Raw genomic sequence first — 17,047 nt, forward strand, 5'->3', positions numbered from 1 at the left:
CGGAGCGCCTGCCATGTCAGCCTCTTCCCCCGCTTCCACACCCGCCAGCGGCCCGTTCGCGGCCTGGACCGCCGCGTTCGGCGACTGGGCCCGCACCGACGGCGCCGCGTGGCTCTACCTGTTCAAGGCGCTGCTCGCCGCGTTCATCGCGACCGGCGTGTCGATGCGGCTCGACCTGCCCGCGCCGAAAACGGCGATGACGACGGTGTTCATCGTGATGCAGCCGCAAAGCGGCGCGGTGCTCGCAAAGAGCTTCTACCGCGTTGCCGGCACGATCTTCGGGCTCATCGCGACGCTCACGTTCGTCGGGCTGTTCCCGCAGCAGCCGCAGCTGTTCCTGCTGGCCGTCGCGCTGTGGGTCGCGCTGTGCACGGCCGGCGCCGCGCGCAACCGCAACTTCCGCAGCTACGGCTTCCTGCTGGCCGGCTACACGACCGCGTTGATCGGGCTGCCCGCTTCGCAGCACCCGGACGGCGCGTTCATGAGCGCGATGACGCGCGTGGCCGAAATCATGGTCGGGATCGTGTCGGCCGGCGTGGTCAGCGCGCTCGTGTTTCCGCAGACCACCGGCGAGCAGATGCGCACGACGGTGCGCAAGCGCTTCGGCAGCTTCGTCGACTACGTCGCGTCGGCGCTGTCGGGCACGCTCGACCGCGCACATATCGAAACCATCCATACGCGCTTCGTCGCCGATGTGGTCGGGTTCGAAGCTGCGCGCAGCATGGCCGTGTTCGAGGATCCGGACACGCGGATGCGCAGCGGCCGCCTCGCGCGGCTGAACAGCGAGTTCATGAGCGCATCGAGCCGCTTCCATGCGCTGCACCAGCTGATGAACCGGCTGCATGCGGCCGGCGCGCAGGCCGCGATCGATGCGATCGAGCCGTACTTTCGCGAAATCGCGCCGCTGCTGCTGACGCACGCCGGCGAACCCGTGCGCACGTCGACCGATGCGGGCCACGCGGCCCAGCAACTGCTCGCGTGGCGCGACGCGCTGCCGCGCCGCATCCGTGCGACGCGCGCGGCGCTCGAAACGCAGCCGGACTTTCCGCTGCTCGACTTCGATACGGCCGCCGAGCTGCTGTACCGCTTCATCACCGACCTGCACGAGTACGCGGCAACCTACGCATCGCTGTCGACCGCGACGCACGAGCGCGAACGCTGGATCGAACGCTACGAACCGCGCACCAACATGACCGCGATGGTGATCGCGGCGATCCGCACCGCGACCGTGATCCTCGTGCTCGGCTGGTTCTGGATCGAGACCGCGTGGCCGAGCGGCGTGACGCTCACGCTGACGGCAGCGGCCACCTGCGCGCTCGCGTCGTCGACGCCGCGTCCGACCGCGATGTCCGCGCAGATGGGCATGGGCACGGCACTTGCCGTCTGCACGGGATTCCTGCTGACGTTCGGCATCTATCCGCACATCGACGGCTTCCCGCTGCTGTGCGTGGCACTCGCGCCGCTGCTCGCGATCGGCATCTACATGACGCTGAAACCGAAGCTCGCCGGCTACGGGATGGGCTACCTGATCTTCTTCTGTTTCCTCGCGGGCCCGGACAGCATCACGCACTACGACCCGACCAGCTTCATGAACGATGCGCTCGCGCTCGTACTGTCGATGCTGGTGTCGGCGATCGCGTTCGCGGTACTGTTCCCGCCGACCGCGCCGTGGCTCAAGAAGCGGCTGTTCGCCGACCTCCGCCATCAGGCCGTCGCGGCCGGCCATGCAAGGCTCGCCGGCTTGCGCACGCGCTTCGAGAGCGGCGCGCGCGACCTGATGTACCAGGCGCACACGCTGTCGGCCGACCAGCCCGACGTGCAGCGCGACGCATTGCGCTGGATGTTCGCGGTGCTCGAAGCCGGCAACGCGACGATCGACCTGCGCCACGAACTGGCGACGCTGCCGCCCGACCCGCGCTATGCGCCGGCGATGCCGTGGCGTCGCGCGATCGAGACGATGCGCACCGCGCTGGCCACGCTGTTCACGAAGCCGAACGCCGCGCGTTTCGACGCGACGCTCGCCGCGACCAATGCGGCGATCGACGCGACGCGGCAGACGCTCGACGCGTTCGAGCCGTCGCGCGAGGAGCGCCACCGGTTGCAGCGCATCCTCAGCCACCTGCATTTCGTGCGTACCGCGCTGCTCGATCCGGAATCGCCGCTCGAGCCGCTCAACCGCAACCGCCCCGTGCGTCCCCAACCAGGAGCCTCGTCATGATGCCGCGTGAAATCGCCATTCTCGATGCCTACATGCCGACGGTGGTGCTGATGTTCGTCCTGGGCGCGCTCGCGACCTGGGCCGTCGACCGCCTGCTCGCCTATACGGGCCTCTACCGTCTCGTCTGGCACCCGTCGCTGTTCCGGGCCTGCCTTCTCGTCTGCATTTGCGGCGGACTGAGTCTCGCCGTTTACCGTTGATTCCGAACCATCATGATTCTCAGAAAACTCTTCGGCTTCGTCGCGACCGCCGTCATCCTTCTCGTCGCGATCCTGATCGGGCGCTCGCTGTGGGTGCACTACATGGACGACCCGTGGACGCGCGACGGGCGCGTACGCGCCGAGATCGTCAACGTCGCGCCGGACGTGTCGGGCGCGATCGTCGAGCTGCCCGTGCATGACAACCAGCTCGTGAAGAAAGGCGACCTGATCATGCAGATCGACCCGTCGCACTACCAGATCGCCGTCGAGCAGGCTCAGGCGGCCGTCGCCGCCCGCCGTGCGGAACTGCAGATGCGCCGCGACGACGCGGCCCGTCGCGCGGATCTCGATGCGCTCGTCGTGTCGAAGGAAAACCGCGAAAACGCCGCGCACAGCGCGTCGAGCGCCGACGCGCAGTACCAGCAGGCCATCGCCGCGCTCGACGCCGCGAAGCTCAACCTCGAGCGCACGCGCGTCGTCGCGCCGGTCGACGGCTACGTCACGAACCTGCAGACGTTCAAGGGCAACTACGCGGTGGCCGGCCAGGCGAAGCTCGCGATCGTCGACAGCCACTCGTTCTGGGTGTACGGCTACTTCGAGGAAACCAAGCTGCCGCGCGTGAAGGTCGGCGCGCCGGCCGAGATGCGGCTGATGAGCGGCGGCGTGATGAAGGGCCACGTCGAGAGCATCTCGCGCGGCATCTACGATCGCGACAACCCGCAAAGCCGCGACCTCGTCGCGGACGTGAACCCGACGTTCAACTGGGTGCGCCTCGCGCAGCGCGTGCCGGTGCGCATCAAGATCGACGAAGTGCCGGCCGACGTGGTGCTGTCGGCGGGCACGACCTGCACGGTCATCATCGATCCGGACAAGCAGAAGAAGTCGTAACGGCCGGACGGCCCGGCACGCTCAGGCCGCGATGCGGAAACGCCCGACCAGCGACTTCAGCGCCTGAGCCTGCTCGTCGAGCGCGTTGGCGGCAGCGGCCGCCTGCTCGACGAGCGCCGCGTTCTGCTGCGTGCCGGCGTCCATCTGCGTGACCGCGCGGCCGATCTCGTCGATCCCGGCGCTCTGCTCGTCCGACGCCGCCGAAATCTCGCCGATGATGTCGGTCACGCGCTTGACGGCGCGCACGACGTCGCCCATCGTGCGGCCGGCATCGTGTGCGAGCGCCGCGCCGTTCGCGACGCGCTCGACCGACGCGCCGATCAGCGCGCGGATCTCCTTCGCCGCCGTTGCCGCGCGCTGCGCGAGCAGGCGCACCTCGCCCGCGACCACCGAGAAGCCGCGCCCCTGTTCGCCGGCGCGCGCGGCCTCGACCGCCGCGTTCAACGCCAGGATGTTGGTCTGGAACGCGATACCCTCGATCGTGCCGATGATGTCGCGAATGTTCTTCGCGCTGTCGTCGATCTCGCTCATCGTCGCGACCACGCGCCCGACGACTTCACCGCCCGTCTCCGCCACCACCGACGCATTGGCCGCGAGCGCGCTCGCCTGCCGCGCATTCTCGGCGTTTTGCCGCACGGTCGACGTGAGCTGCTCCATGCTGGCCGCGGTGCGCTCGAGCGCGACGGCCTGCTGCTCGGTGCGCCGCGACAGGTCGAGGTTGCCGGTCGAAATCTCGCCGGACGCGGCCGCGATGGCCTCGGCGCTGACGGCGATTTCGCCGACGGTCGCCGCAAGCCCCGTCTGCATCTCTGCCAGCGCGCGCACCATGCTGTCGCGATCGTGCCGGCCGAGCGTGATCGGCCGCGTCAGGTCGCCGCGCGCGATGTCCGCGGCGATCGCCTTCGCATGGGCCGGCTCGCCACCGAGTTGCGACGCGAGACGCCGCACGACGCGCTCGGCGATCACGATTGCGAGCACGATCAGCGCGGCCGTCATCGCCGCGATCATCGCGAACGAAGACGAAAAGATGGTGGCCGACGCATCGAGCGTCGCCTTCGACTTTTCGCCGCGCGTCTTCACGAGTTCGGCGACGAGTTTCTCGAGCTTGCCGGTCTCGACCAGCAGCGACACGTCCTGCGTGCCGACCTGCCAGTTCATCTGCGACAGGTCGAGCGGCTGCGCGCGCACGAGCGTGACGAAATCGCGCAGATGCGCGCTCCACGTACCGACGGCCGTCGAGAATGCGCGCAGCCGCGCCGAATCGTCGGCATCGGCCGGATCCGCGTAACGCTGCAGCGTGCCGAGCGCCTGGCCGATCGACGCGAGCCCCGCGCCGACCTCGGCGCCGAGTTCGTCGCGCTCCTTTGCGGTGGTCGCGGTCAGCAGCATCTTCTGCGCGCGGCTCGCGCGCAGCACCTCGGCCCGGACCTCCTGCGCCGCACGGCTCGCGACGTGGCCCTGCTCGTAGACCGACGCGATCGACGCGTTCAGCCGGCTGATCTGCCACAGCGAAAACACGCCGATCGCGAGCGTGCCGGCCAGCAGGATCGCAAATGCGGCGCGCAACGTCGCCTTGACGGTCCACGGCCGGCGCTCGCGGCGCGTCGCGCGCGTGCGCCGTGCGGCGCGAGCCGCGGCAACGTCGGGTGCGGCGGCCGCCGCACCAGGCTGTGGATGCAAAGATGCTGCTTTCATCGAACTATCCCCGTATGGATCACGCTGCCGGAAAGGTCGGTCCCGGCGGTCCGGCGCTCCGGCATTCCCGCGATGGCTGGCCATGCCGCGCGTCCCTCGCCCGCCCGGCGGGTAGCCGGTGCCGGGCGCGGCGCGCCTGTTGTCATTGGGTCGTTCTACGGCCGCCACCGCCGTTTCTTGAGTCCGGTAAAACACGCACCGGCCCCCGGCGCGGCCGCCGCTGAAGGCCGGACGCGCCGCCAGCGTTATACCCGTCCAAAAAAATACGCATCGTCCGATCTATCCGACGAATGTCCGATTTGCGATAAAACTTGGCCTGACATTCTCGATACGCCACATTACACTTCTTTGACGCATCAACGAATCAACAACGCGCCGATCCCCATCAGAGCGCGCCCGCCACCTCAACTCGTTCAGCTCACATGGAAACCAGCCTCGACTCCGGAGCCGGCGCAGCCGCCGCCCAGCCGTCCGCGCCAGCCGCGCCGAGCACCGTCTACCCGGTGCTCGGCGCAATCAGCTTCTCGCACATGCTCAACGACATGATCCAGTCGTTGATCCTCGCGATCTATCCGATGCTCAAGAGCCAGTTCGCGCTGTCGTTCGCACAGATCGGCCTGATCACGCTCACGTACCAGATCACCGCGTCGCTGCTGCAGCCGCTCGTCGGCCTCTATACCGACAAGCGTCCGAAGCCGTATTCGCTGCCGGTCGGCATGGGCTTCACGCTCGCGGGGCTGCTGCTGATGTCGGTCGCGTCGAGTTTCCCGATGCTGCTGGTGGCCGCGGCGCTCGTCGGCTGCGGCTCGTCGGTGTTCCATCCGGAGTCGTCGCGGGTCGCGCGGATGGCGTCGGGCGGCCAGCACGGGCTCGCGCAATCGGTGTTCCAGGTCGGCGGCAACGCGGGCTCCGCGCTCGGGCCGCTGCTCGCCGCGCTCGTGATCATTCCGCACGGCCAGCACAGCATCGCGTGGTTCTCGGCGGCCGCGCTCGTCGCGATGATCGTGCTCACGCAGATCGGCCACTGGTACAAGAAGCATCCGTCGATGAAGAAGAAGGCCGTGTCGGCCGGCCATCCGACGCTGTCGCGCGGCCGCGTGATGAGCGCGATCGGCGTGCTGGTGCTGCTCGTGTTCTCGAAGTACTTCTACCTCGCGAGCATCAACAGCTATTTCACGTTCTACCTGATCGACAAGTTCCACCTGTCGGTGCAGGCCGCGCAGATCCACCTGTTCGTGTTCCTCGCGGCCGTGGCGGCCGGCACGCTGATCGGCGGGCCGGTGGGCGACCGGATCGGGCGCAAGTACGTGATCTGGGTATCGATCCTCGGCGTCGCGCCGTTCACGCTGCTGCTGCCGTACGCGAACCTGTTCTGGACGAGCGTGCTGACCGTGATCATCGGCATCGTGCTGGCGTCGGCATTCGCCGCGATCCTCGTCTATGCGACGGAACTGATGCCCGGCAAGGTCGGGATGGTCGCGGGCCTGTTCTTCGGCTTCGCGTTCGGGCTTGGCGGGGTCGGCGCGGCCGTGCTCGGCCAGCTCGCCGATGCGACGAGCATCACGTTCGTCTACAAGGTGTGCTCGTTCCTGCCGCTGATCGGCGTGCTGACGATCTTCCTGCCGAATCTCGAAAACAGCCGGCGCAAGAAGGCGTGACGAGCCGGCCGCGGCGCGTGCGCCGCGGCCGGTCGATCGGCTCGAAGGGAGAATACGACGGCGGCTTCAGGCCGCCGTCGTCGCATGCAGCGTCAGGAAACGCTTGAGGATGCCGGACGAGTAGCTGCTCGCGATCGCCGACAGGAAGTGCGAGAACGACTGCGTCGCGTGGTCGTCGGCCGTATCGGAAATCGTGCGCACGAGTGCGAACGGCACGTCGTGCTCCGCGCACACCTGCGCGATAGCGGCGCCTTCCATTTCGACCGCGAGCGCGTCCGGCAGCGCGTCGCGCAGCGCGACGACCTCGCGCTCGCTCGACACGAAGCGGTCGCCGCTGATGATGAGCCCCGCGTGCAGCGTCGCGCCGGCAAGCCCGAAGCGCTCGGCGAACTGCGCCCCCTCTTCCGCGACGAACAGCGTGCAGGCAGCCCGCAGGCGCGCCGTCAGCGCCGCGTCGGTCGCGAAGCGCGTGATGCCGAGCAGCGGCACTTCGTAGCGCGGAAAGAGTGGCGATGCGTCGAGATCGTGCTGCAGCAGCGTATCGGCCACGACGACGTCACCGACCCGCACCGTGCGCGACACGCCGCCAGCCACACCGGTGAACACGACGCCCGACACGCCGAACACGTGGATCAGCGCGCTGACCGTCGCGGCGGCCGCGACCTTGCCGACCCGCGCGAGCGTGACGACGCAGGCCGCGCCGTGCACGGTGCCGACGTGATAATCGCGGCGGCCGAGGGTGACCGTCTTCATCGCGCCATCGGCGCGCATCGCGGCGATCAGGTCGCCGAGTTCCTCGGGCAGCGCCGCCAGAATGCCGAGCGGACGGGTCGAAGCCGTCCCCACCAAGTCGACGCCCATCATTCCACCGCCTGCAGTTTCGCGACCGCGAGCGCGAGCCACTTCTCGCCGTGCCGCTTGAATTTCACCTGCGCCTTCGCATCGGTGCCGTTGCCTTCGAGCGCGGTGACCGTGCCTTCGCCGAACTTGGTATGGAACACCTGCTGGCCGACCCGGAACCCGGTATCGGCGGCGCGCTGCTTGTTCGCGAACGCGGGCAGCGGCGCGGACACGGCCGCGTCGACGATCTGCTCGCGACTGCCGCCGCCCGGCCGCGCGAACCAGTCGCGCCCGTACCCGGCGTTGTCCGAACGCCCGCCCCAGCGCGAACCGGCCTCGACCTTCGGCGTCAGCCACTTCAGCACGTGCTCGGGCAGCTCGTCGAAGAAGCGCGAGCGCACGTTGTAGCGCGTCTGGCCGTGCAGCATCCGGCTCTGCGCGAACGACAGGTAGAGCCGCTCCTTCGCGCGCGTGATCGCGACGTACATCAGCCGGCGCTCTTCCTCGAGGCCGTCGGATTCGAGCACGCTGTTCTCGTGCGGGAACAGCCCCTCCTCGAGGCCCGTGATGAACACGGCCGAGAATTCGAGCCCCTTCGCCGCGTGCACCGTCATCAGTTGCACGGCGTCCTGGCCGGCCTGCGCCTGGTTGTCGCCGGCCTCCAGCGACGCATGCGACAGGAAGCCGGCGAGCGGCGTCATCGTGTCGGGGTTCTGTGCCGGATCGGCGGGCGACGCCGGATCGAGCACGTCGAGCGCCGGATCGTCGGTCGCGGTGCCGAGCTCGGGCGCCGCGATCGCGCCCGCGCGCAACGGGATCGAGCGGGCCGGCGTGTCGAGCCCGTAGCCTTCCTCGGCGATGAACGCGGTGGCCGCGTTCACGAGTTCCTGCAAGTTCTCGAGGCGGTCCTGGCCTTCGCGCTCGCCCTGGTAGAAATCGGAGAGACCGCTGGCGCGCACGATGTGCTCGACGGTGTCGGGCAGGTTCATGTGCTGCGTATCGGCGCGCATCTTCGCGACCAGGTTCGCGAACCCGCCGAGGCTCGTGCCGGCCTTGCCCGTCACGTACGGAATCGCGGCGGCCATCGAGCAGCCGTACAGGCGCGCGGCGTCGGCGAGCTGCTCGATCGAGCGCGCGCCGATCCCGCGGGTCGGGAAGTTCACGACGCGCACGAACGCCGTGTCGTCGTTCGGGTTGTCGATCAGGCGCAGGTACGCGAGCGCGTGCTTCACTTCCTGCCGCTCGAAGAAGCGCAGGCCGCCGTACACGCGGTACGGGATGCCCGACGACATCAGCGTGTGCTCGATCGAGCGCGACTGCGCGTTGCTGCGGTACAGGACGGCCACTTCGCTGCGCGCCATCCCGGTGTTGATCAGCGAACGGATCTCCTCGACGATCCAGCCGGCTTCCTGCGAATCGGTGCTCGCCTCGTACACGCGCACGGGCTCGCCATGGCCGGCGTCGGTGCGCAGGTTCTTGCCGAGGCGGTGCGCGTTGTTCGAGATCAGCTGGTTGGCCGCGTCGAGGATGTTGCCGTGCGACCGGTAGTTCTGCTCGAGCTTGATCAGGTTACGCACGCGGAATTCGTCTTCGAAGTCGCGCATGTTGCCGACGTTCGCGCCGCGGAACGCATAGATCGACTGGTCGTCGTCGCCGACCGCGAAGATCGCATTCTCGCCGCCCGCGAGCATCTTGAGCCACGCGTACTGCAGCTTGTTGGTGTCCTGGAACTCGTCGACGAGGATGTGCCGGAAGCGCGCCTGGTAGTGCGCGCGCAGCGGCGCGTTGTACGCGAGCAGCTCGTAGCAGCGCAGCAGCAGCTCCGGGAAATCGACGACGCCCTCGCGCTGGCACTGCTGGTCGTATGCCTGGTACAGCTCGACGAACTTGCGATTGAAGTTGTCGGTCGCGTCGACCTTGTCGGGACGCAGCCCCTGCTCCTTCGCGTTGTTGATGAAGTACTGCACGTTCTTCGGCGGGTACTTTTCATCGTCGACGTTCGCGGCCTTCATCAGCCGCTTGATCGCGGACAGCTGGTCGGCCGTGTCGAGGATCTGGAAGGTCTGCGGCAGGCCGGCGTCGCGCCAGTGCGTGCGCAGCATCCGGTTGCACAGGCCGTGGAACGTGCCGATCCACATCCCGCGCGTATCGATCGGCATCATCGCCGACAGGCGCGCCATCATCTCGCGCGCGGCCTTGTTCGTGAAGGTGACGGCAAGCACGGTGGGCGGCGATGCGTAGCCCTGCTGGATCAGCCACGCGATGCGCGTGATCAGCACGCGGGTCTTGCCGCTGCCCGCCCCTGCAAGGATCAGCGCCGGTTCGTTCGGCAACGTGACGGCGGCGAGTTGTTCGGGGTTCAGATTGGCGAGCAGATCGGGCATGGAGCGGCAGCGGACGGGCGAGAAAAATGCGGACCCGACATTATAAGTCGGCCGCGCGATGCCGTTCCCGATCCGTTCGGCCGCACGTTGCGGACGCGCTGCCGGCGCGCTGCGGCCCCGTCGCGACAGGCCCGTGGCGGCAAGGCGATGGCTGGCCGATGGGCATCCATTTATAATTGTCAGATTCGGCATCCAATTCACGCATTTTTCGGCAGATTTCCAACATGAGCGACAACACGCTTGCGAAGAGCTTCGAGCCCCACACCATCGAGTCCCAATGGGGGCCGGAGTGGGAAAAACGCGGCTATGCCGCCCCGGCATTCGATCCGTCCCGCCCGGATTTCGCGATCCAGTTGCCGCCGCCGAACGTCACGGGCACGCTGCACATGGGCCACGCGTTCAACCAGACGATCATGGACGGCCTCACCCGCTACCACCGGATGCTCGGCGAGAACACGCTGTGGGTGCCGGGCACCGACCACGCGGGGATCGCTACCCAGATCGTCGTCGAGCGCCAGCTCGACGCGCAGGGCGTGTCGCGCCACGACCTCGGCCGCGAGCAGTTCGTCGAGCGCGTGTGGGAATGGAAGGAAAAATCGGGGTCGACGATCACCGGCCAGGTGCGCCGCCTAGGCGCGTCGCCGGACTGGTCGCGCGAATACTTCACGATGGACGACAAGATGTCGGCCGCCGTGCGCGACGTGTTCGTCACGCTCTATGAACAGGGCCTGATCTACCGCGGCAAGCGCCTCGTCAACTGGGATCCGGTGCTGCTCACCGCGGTGTCGGATCTCGAAGTCGCGAGCGAAGAGGAAAACGGCCACCTGTGGCACATCCGCTACCCGCTCGTCGACGGCTCGGGCTCGCTGACCGTCGCCACCACGCGCCCCGAGACGATGCTCGGCGACGTCGCGCTGATGGTGCACCCGGAAGACGAGCGCTACGCGCACCTGATCGGCAAGCTCGTCACGCTGCCGCTGACGGGCCGCGAGATCCCGGTGATCGCCGACGACTACGTCGACCGCGAGTTCGGCACGGGCGTCGTGAAGGTCACGCCCGCGCACGATTTCAACGACTATCAGGTCGGCCTGCGCCACAACCTCGCGCCGATCGAGATCCTGACGCTCGACGCCAAGATCAACGACAACGGCCCCGAGCAGTATCGCGGCCTCGACCGCTTCGACGCGCGCAAGGCGATCGTCGCCGACCTCGATGCAGAGGGCTTCCTCGACTCCGTCAAGCCGCACAAGCTGATGGTGCCGCGCGGCGACCGCACGGGCGTCGTGATCGAGCCGATGTTGACCGACCAGTGGTTCGTCGCGATGACGAAGCCGGCGCCGGAAGGCACGTTCACCCCGGGCAAGTCAATCACCGAAACGTCGCTCGACGTCGTGCGCAACGGGCAGATCAAGTTCGTGCCGGAAAACTGGACGACCACCTACTACCAGTGGCTCGAGAACATCCAGGACTGGTGCATCTCGCGCCAGCTGTGGTGGGGCCACCAGATTCCCGCGTGGTACGGCGAGAACGGCGAGGTGTTCGTCGCGCGCAACGAGGAAGAAGCGCGCGCGCAGGCCACCGCCAAGGGCTACGCGGGCGCGCTGAAGCGCGACGAGGACGTGCTCGACACGTGGTTCTCGTCGGCACTCGTGCCGTTCTCGTCGCTCGGCTGGCCGAACGAAACGCCCGAACTGCAGCACTTCCTGCCGTCGTCGGTGCTCGTCACGGGCTTCGACATCATCTTCTTCTGGGTCGCCCGGATGGTGATGATGACCACGCACTTCACCGGCAAGGTGCCGTTCCACACCGTCTACGTGCACGGCCTCGTGCGCGACGCGGAAGGCCAGAAGATGTCGAAGAGCAAGGGCAACACGCTCGACCCGATCGACATCGTCGACGGCATCGACCTCGAGACGCTGGTCGCGAAACGCACGACGGGCCTGATGAACCCGAAGCAGGCTGCGACGATCGAGAAGAAGACGCGCAAGGAATTCCCGGACGGCATCGCCGCGTTCGGCACCGACGCGCTGCGCTTCACGATGGCGTCGATGGCGACGCTCGGCCGCAACGTGAACTTCGACCTCGCTCGCTGCGAAGGCTACCGCAACTTCTGCAACAAGCTGTGGAACGCGACGCGCTTCGTGCTGATGAACTGCGAAGGCCACGACTGCGGCAGCGACAAGCCGGAAGTGTGCGGCGCGGGCGATTGCGGCCCCGGTGGCTACCTCGACTTCTCGGCGGCCGACCGCTGGATCGTGTCGCTGCTGCAGCGTACCGAGGCCGACATCGCGAAGGGCTTCGCCGATTACCGCTTCGACAACATCGCCAGCGGCATCTACAAGTTCGTGTGGGACGAGTACTGCGACTGGTATCTCGAGCTCGCGAAGGTGCAGATCCAGAACGGCACGCCGGAACAGCAGCGCGCGACGCGCCGTACGCTGCTGCGCGTGCTCGAAACGGTGCTGCGCCTCGCGCACCCGGTCATCCCGTTCATCACCGAAGCGCTCTGGCAGAAGGTCGCGCCGCTCGCCGGCCGCTATCCGCAAGGCAAGGCCGAGGGCGAAGCGTCGCTGATGACGCAGGCGTATCCGCTCGCGAACCTGCAGAAGATCGACGAGGCGTCCGAGCAGTGGGCGGCCGACCTGAAGGCAATCGTCGACGCATGCCGCAACCTGCGCGGCGAGATGAACCTGTCGCCGGCGACCAAGGTGCCGCTGCTGGCTGCCGGCGATGCCGACCGCCTGCGCTCGTTCGCGCCGTACGTCCAGGCGCTCGCGCGCCTGTCGGAAGTGCAGATCCTCGCGGACGAAGCGACGCTCGACAAGGAAGCGCACGGCGCGCCGATCGCGATCGTCGGCCCGAACAAGCTGGTGCTGAAGGTGGAAATCGACGTCGCGGCCGAGCGCGAGCGTCTGTCGAAGGAAATCGCGCGCCTGACGGGCGAGATCGTGAAGTGCAACGCGAAGCTCGGCAACGAGGCCTTCGTCGCGAAAGCGCCGCCGGCCGTGGTCGAACAGGAGCAGAAACGCGTCGCGGAATTCCAGAGCACGCTCGAAAAACTGCGCGCGCAGCTCGATCGGTTGCCTGCGTAACAAAGGGTAAGGCCGTTTGCGTTCACTATAATGCGAACGTGAACATAAACCGTCTGACAAGTCGATTACAGGAATAAAGGTTCGATCATGCTGAAAGTTTCCAAGGCCGTGTTCCCCGTTGCCGGTCTCGGCACGCGGTTCCTCCCGGCAACGAAAGCGAGCCCGAAGGAAATGTTGCCCGTCGTCGACAAGCCGCTGATCCAGTATGCGGTCGAGGAAGCGATCGCCGCGGGCATCACCGAGATGATCTTCGTCACCGGGCGCAGCAAGCGCGCGATCGAGGATCATTTCGACAAGTCGTACGAGGTCGAGGCCGAACTCGAGGCGCGCGGCAAGGAAAAGCTGCTCGAGCTCGTGCGCAGCATCAAGCCGAGCCATGTCGACTGCTTCTACGTGCGCCAGCCGGAAGCGCTCGGCCTCGGCCATGCGGTGCTGTGCGCGGAGAAGCTCGTGGCGGACAACCCGTTCGCCGTGATCCTCGCCGACGACCTGCTCGACGGCAATCCGCCCGTGATGAAGCAGATGGTCGACGTATTCGACCACTATCACAGCTCGGTGATCGGCGTCGAAGAGATCCCGCCGTCGGACACGAAGTCGTACGGCATCGTCGATGGCAAGGAATGGGAAGAATCGATCGTCAAGATGTCGGCGATCGTCGAGAAGCCGGCGCCCGAAGTCGCACCGTCGAACCTCGGCGTGGTCGGCCGCTACATCCTGAAGCCGCGGATCTTCGAACACCTGCGCGCGCTGAAACCCGGCGCGGGCGGCGAACTGCAGCTCACCGACGCGATCCAGGCGCTGCTCGCCGATGAACAAGTGCTGGCCTACAAGTACCAGGGCACGCGCTACGACTGCGGCAGCAAGCTCGGCTACCTGAAGGCGACGGTGGAATTCGCGCTGCGTCACCCGGAAGTCAGCGCCGATTTCGACGCGTACCTGCGCACGCGCGGCGGCGCGCATCCGGCCGCCTGAACGCGGCAAGGGCTCGCCGCGGCGAGCCCGCCCTCACCTCACCGGCCGGCGCTCAGTGCGCTTCGGCCGGCTTCACCGAGACGACGCCCGGCATCCCGCCTGCGTCGTCTTTTTTCGTCTTGACGAGCCAGCCGCTGCCGTCGCCGAACGGCACCTTCGCCAGTGCGCTCTTCACGAGCGCCGGCGCGGCCAGCTGTGTGCCGGGGTCGCGATCGCGCAGCGCAGCCGATACGCGGTAGACGTCGGCACCCGATCGCGCGTCGACGAAACGCAGCGTAAGCACATGGCGATACACGGTGCCCATGAACGGCAGCGCGAACGGCGCCGGCCCGTCGACCGTCACGCAGGCGCTGCTCGCGGCGCCGCACTGGTCGGCGACCGCCGCGACCGACGCCGGCTGCGTCGCGTAGGCGATCGACAGCCGGTAGCGCGCGTCCTTGAGCGGCTGCGCATCGAAGCCGCGGCGCGCGAGTTCGTCGCGCACGAGCGTCTCGATCTGCCGGTATTCGGTGTCGCCCGCCTGCGCGGCCGTTCGCACGAAGTCATAGCCGTGCGCGCCGGATGCAAACGCATTCGGCTGCCCGACCGTACTCACGCCGCTCGTCACGCCGGCGCAACCTGTCAACAGCGACGCCGCCAGCGCGGCCGCTGCCCATTCCTTTCTCATGGCTTTCCCCAGATACCTGCCGTCGTGCCCGGCCCTGTCAGGCGGACGGCTCGTCGATCGCGGGCAGCGACACCGTCACCGCGGTGCCGACACCCACTTCGCTATCGACCGACACGCTGCCCCCATGGCGCGTGACGACCGTCTTCACGAACGCCATGCCGAGCCCGGAACCCGAGATCTCGGGCCGCTCGCCGGCATGGAATCGCTTGAAACGCTCGAACAGATGCCGCTGATCTTCCGGCGCAATGCCGTACCCCTGATCGCGAATCGTACAGAACATCCGCTTCGATGCGTGCTCGACCGTCAGCGTACACGTGATCACGGTGTCGGATGGACTGTATTTGACCGCGTTGTTCAGCAGGTTCACGAAGGCGCGCGTGATCAGCGAGCGGTCCGCGCGCACCCAGCACATGTCGGTGCCAGCTTCGGTGTCGACGCGGATATGTTTCGCCTGCGCCTGCGGCCACACCTCGTCGCTCGCATCGATCAGCACGTCGACGAGGCTCGTGACCTCGAGCTGGTACACCTGCGACTCGGCGCGCGCCAACTGCACGAACTCGTCGGCCAGCGACAGTGCGCGATGCGCATAGCGCTCGATCCGCGCGAGCAGCCCGCGCATCGCGTCGGTGTCGACGCGGTCGCGCTCGATCTCGACGAGCGCGAGGATCGACGCCTGCGGCGAGCGCATGTCGTGCGACAGCAGGTGCAGCGCTTCCTCGCGCTGCCGCTCGGCCGCGTGCAGCTCGGTCACGTCGACGAGGCCCGCGATCCAGCCCGTCACGCGGCCCTGCGCGTTCGTACAGGCCGCGTAGCGTAACAGATGGTCGAGCCCGTCGCGATCGCGCACCTCGATGCCGCGCGCCATCGCGTCGTGTTCGGCCTCGAGTGTCGGGTCGAGCACGGCCGGCCAGTGCTCGCGGATCGCCACATCGTGTTCGGCATTGCCGTCGACGGTCTTCATGAAGGTCAGCTCGCCGAGCGCGTTGCGCAGCGGCCGCCCTTCCGGCAGCGGCAGCGAGAGCCGCGACCCGTAGCGCTTCGCCGCATGGTTCGCGATCAGCACGGTGCCGGCCAGGTCGGTCACGAAGATCGGCTCGGGCATGCTGTCGAGACTGTCCCACACGAAGCGCTTCATGTCCTGCACGCGCTGTGCCGCTTGCGCCATCAGCGCCATCTGCCGCTCGAGCACGTCGCCGCCGACGCTGCGCGTGCGTGGCGCCTCGGGCAGCAGGTGCGGCTCGTCGGCGAGCCGCTGCAGCTCGCGGCGCAGGTACGACATCGTCATTTCCAGGCGCCGCCAGTTCCAGATCGGGTAGACGGCGATCAGCCCGAAGATCGCCGGCGCCGGCGTCAGCCAGATGCGCGCCTCGAACAGCAGCGCCAGGCTCGCGAGCACGGCGAGCACGGCGAGACTCATCGTCAGCAGCAGCGCACGCCACGGCGACAGCATCATGAAACCGCCGAGCAGCGCGGCGAGCGGCAGCAGCGACGCGGCGAACAGCCCCAGGCGCGACGCGGGCGAGATCGCGCTGCCGGTCGCCAGCATGTCGAGCACGTTCGCATGGATATACACGCCGGCCAGCGGGCCGAACTCGCCGGACACGGGCGTCGCGAAGCGGTCGTACAGCCCGGACGCCGTCACGCCGACGACGACGATCTTGCCGCGCAGCGCATCGGGTTTCACGCGCCCTTCGAGCACGTCGTCGAACGACAGCGTCGGATAGGCCGGCGTATTGCGGCTGAACGGGATCAGGTAGCGGCCCTCGCCGGCCGCATCGCGCGACAGGTCGTGCGCATTCGCGCCCGGCATGCCGCCGACCGGATGCAGCCGGCCGGCCTGGATCGCGCGGTACACGGGCACCATCAATTGCGGCCAGCGCACGCGGCCGTCGCTTTCGAACAGCGCGACGCTGCGCACGATGCCGTCGCGATCGACTTCGAGATTGATGTGACCGAGCCCCGTCGCGCGTGCCGCGAGCGCGGCGACCGGCGGATCGACGCTGCGCGTGCCGTCCGCCTGCTCCGGGCTCAGCAGCACGGGCAGGAAGGTCGGCACGCGGCTCATCGCGTCCGCGAACGCGCGATCCTCCGGCGACGGTTCGGTGAACAGCACGTCGTAGACGACGGCGGCCGGCTGCGCGCGCGCCAGCGTGTCGAGCAGCCGCGCATGCACTTCGCGCGACCACGGCCAGCGGCCGAGCGCCGACACGCTCTGGTTGTCGATGTCGACGACGACCACATCCGGAGACAGCGGCAGGCTGCGCAGCATCAGCAGCCGGTCGTAGATCAGCCCGTCGACGCTCGACGACAGGCGGCCGAGCGCGCACGCGAGGATCACCGCGATCCCGAGGCAGCCGATCGCGATCCATTCGATGAGGAAGCGGCGGCCGAGGTGCCGCCGTGGGGAAACGGAGCCGGATTTCATGCGCCGCG

General features: G+C 68.0%; 11 protein-coding genes. 6 read left to right on the forward strand and 5 right to left on the reverse strand.

All coding sequences use genetic code 11. The features are described from left to right. The first annotated feature begins 13 nt into the window (after window positions 1–13). Genes U5809_RS25795 through U5809_RS25805 form a run of 3 tightly spaced genes read left to right on the forward strand, consistent with a single transcriptional unit; the run spans window position 14 to window position 3,306 of the window. Window positions 14–2,218, forward strand: a complete 2,205-nt coding sequence (locus U5809_RS25795; RefSeq protein ID WP_322088580.1) for an FUSC family protein — start codon at window positions 14–16, stop codon at window positions 2,216–2,218. After that, a complete protein-coding gene (locus U5809_RS25800; RefSeq protein ID WP_011351756.1) occupies window positions 2,215–2,418 on the forward strand; it encodes a DUF1656 domain-containing protein in 204 nt (67 codons plus the stop codon). The genes U5809_RS25795 and U5809_RS25800 overlap by 4 nt, the downstream gene beginning before the upstream one ends. Window positions 2,419–2,430: 12 nt before the next feature. Continuing rightward, window positions 2,431–3,306, forward strand: a complete 876-nt coding sequence (locus U5809_RS25805) for an HlyD family secretion protein (RefSeq protein WP_282507329.1) — start codon at window positions 2,431–2,433, stop codon at window positions 3,304–3,306. 21 nt (window positions 3,307–3,327) lie between these two features. Here the strand turns inward: U5809_RS25805 and U5809_RS25810 are convergent, their stop codons facing one another. Beyond that, window positions 3,328–5,001, reverse strand: a complete 1,674-nt coding sequence (locus U5809_RS25810; protein WP_282507328.1) for a methyl-accepting chemotaxis protein — start codon at window positions 4,999–5,001, stop codon at window positions 3,328–3,330. Window positions 5,002–5,423: 422 nt separating this feature from the next. Here U5809_RS25810 and U5809_RS25815 point away from each other — a divergent pair, with 422 nt between their 5' ends. Further along, the gene (locus U5809_RS25815) at window positions 5,424–6,659 is read left to right on the forward strand and encodes an MFS transporter (RefSeq protein ID WP_322088581.1); all 1,236 of its coding nucleotides are present in this window, start codon (window positions 5,424–5,426) and stop codon (window positions 6,657–6,659) included. 66 nt (window positions 6,660–6,725) lie between these two features. Here the strand turns inward: U5809_RS25815 and U5809_RS25820 are convergent, their stop codons facing one another. Continuing rightward, the gene (locus tag U5809_RS25820) at window positions 6,726–7,523 is read right to left on the reverse strand and encodes a 5'-methylthioadenosine/adenosylhomocysteine nucleosidase (RefSeq protein ID WP_322088582.1); all 798 of its coding nucleotides are present in this window, start codon (window positions 7,521–7,523) and stop codon (window positions 6,726–6,728) included. After that, on the reverse strand, window positions 7,520–9,883 hold the full coding sequence (locus U5809_RS25825; protein ID WP_322088583.1) for a UvrD-helicase domain-containing protein: 2,364 nt from the start codon (window positions 9,881–9,883) through the stop codon (window positions 7,520–7,522). Before U5809_RS25825 ends, U5809_RS25820 begins: the two co-directional genes overlap by 4 nt. A 224-nt stretch (window positions 9,884–10,107) precedes the next feature. Here U5809_RS25825 and U5809_RS25830 point away from each other — a divergent pair, with 224 nt between their 5' ends. After that, complete coding sequence (locus tag U5809_RS25830; RefSeq protein WP_322088584.1) at window positions 10,108–12,975, forward strand: valine--tRNA ligase; 2,868 nt, start codon at window positions 10,108–10,110, stop codon at window positions 12,973–12,975. An 87-nt stretch (window positions 12,976–13,062) separates the two neighbouring features. Further along, window positions 13,063–13,947 (forward strand): UTP--glucose-1-phosphate uridylyltransferase GalU, encoded by an 885-nt coding sequence (gene galU, locus U5809_RS25835; RefSeq protein ID WP_322088585.1) that lies wholly within the window; start codon window positions 13,063–13,065, stop codon window positions 13,945–13,947. A gap of 52 nt (window positions 13,948–13,999) precedes the next feature. Here galU and U5809_RS25840 read toward each other — a convergent pair whose 3' ends face one another. Together U5809_RS25840 and U5809_RS25845 are read right to left on the reverse strand one after the other, a co-directional pair. Continuing rightward, window positions 14,000–14,614 (reverse strand): DUF4136 domain-containing protein, encoded by a 615-nt coding sequence (locus U5809_RS25840; protein WP_322088586.1) that lies wholly within the window; start codon window positions 14,612–14,614, stop codon window positions 14,000–14,002. A 37-nt stretch (window positions 14,615–14,651) separates the two neighbouring features. Further along, window positions 14,652–17,039, reverse strand: a complete 2,388-nt coding sequence (locus U5809_RS25845; RefSeq protein ID WP_322088587.1) for a CHASE2 domain-containing protein — start codon at window positions 17,037–17,039, stop codon at window positions 14,652–14,654. Between the last annotated feature and the right edge of the window lie 8 nt (window positions 17,040–17,047).

The sequence above is a fragment of the Burkholderia sp. BCC1999 genome (genome assembly GCF_905339975.1).
Lineage (GTDB): Bacteria > Pseudomonadota > Gammaproteobacteria > Burkholderiales > Burkholderiaceae > Burkholderia.

Bases quoted from the DNA above. Each gene is read 5' to 3' on its own strand.
- U5809_RS25795 (WP_322088580.1), top strand. From the start codon at position 14: ATGTCAGCCTCTTCCCCCGCTTCCACACCCGCCAGCGGCCCGTTCGCG.
- U5809_RS25800 (WP_011351756.1), top strand. From the start codon at position 2,215: ATGATGCCGCGTGAAATCGCCATTCTCGATGCCTACATGCCGACGGTG.
- U5809_RS25805 (WP_282507329.1), top strand. From the start codon at position 2,431: ATGATTCTCAGAAAACTCTTCGGCTTCGTCGCGACCGCCGTCATCCTT.
- U5809_RS25810 (WP_282507328.1), bottom strand. From the start codon at position 5,001: ATGAAAGCAGCATCTTTGCATCCACAGCCTGGTGCGGCGGCCGCCGCA.
- U5809_RS25815 (WP_322088581.1), top strand. From the start codon at position 5,424: ATGGAAACCAGCCTCGACTCCGGAGCCGGCGCAGCCGCCGCCCAGCCG.
- U5809_RS25820 (WP_322088582.1), bottom strand. From the start codon at position 7,523: ATGATGGGCGTCGACTTGGTGGGGACGGCTTCGACCCGTCCGCTCGGC.
- U5809_RS25825 (WP_322088583.1), bottom strand. From the start codon at position 9,883: ATGCCCGATCTGCTCGCCAATCTGAACCCCGAACAACTCGCCGCCGTC.
- U5809_RS25830 (WP_322088584.1), top strand. From the start codon at position 10,108: ATGAGCGACAACACGCTTGCGAAGAGCTTCGAGCCCCACACCATCGAG.
- galU (WP_322088585.1), top strand. From the start codon at position 13,063: ATGCTGAAAGTTTCCAAGGCCGTGTTCCCCGTTGCCGGTCTCGGCACG.
- U5809_RS25840 (WP_322088586.1), bottom strand. From the start codon at position 14,614: ATGAGAAAGGAATGGGCAGCGGCCGCGCTGGCGGCGTCGCTGTTGACA.
- U5809_RS25845 (WP_322088587.1), bottom strand. From the start codon at position 17,039: ATGAAATCCGGCTCCGTTTCCCCACGGCGGCACCTCGGCCGCCGCTTC.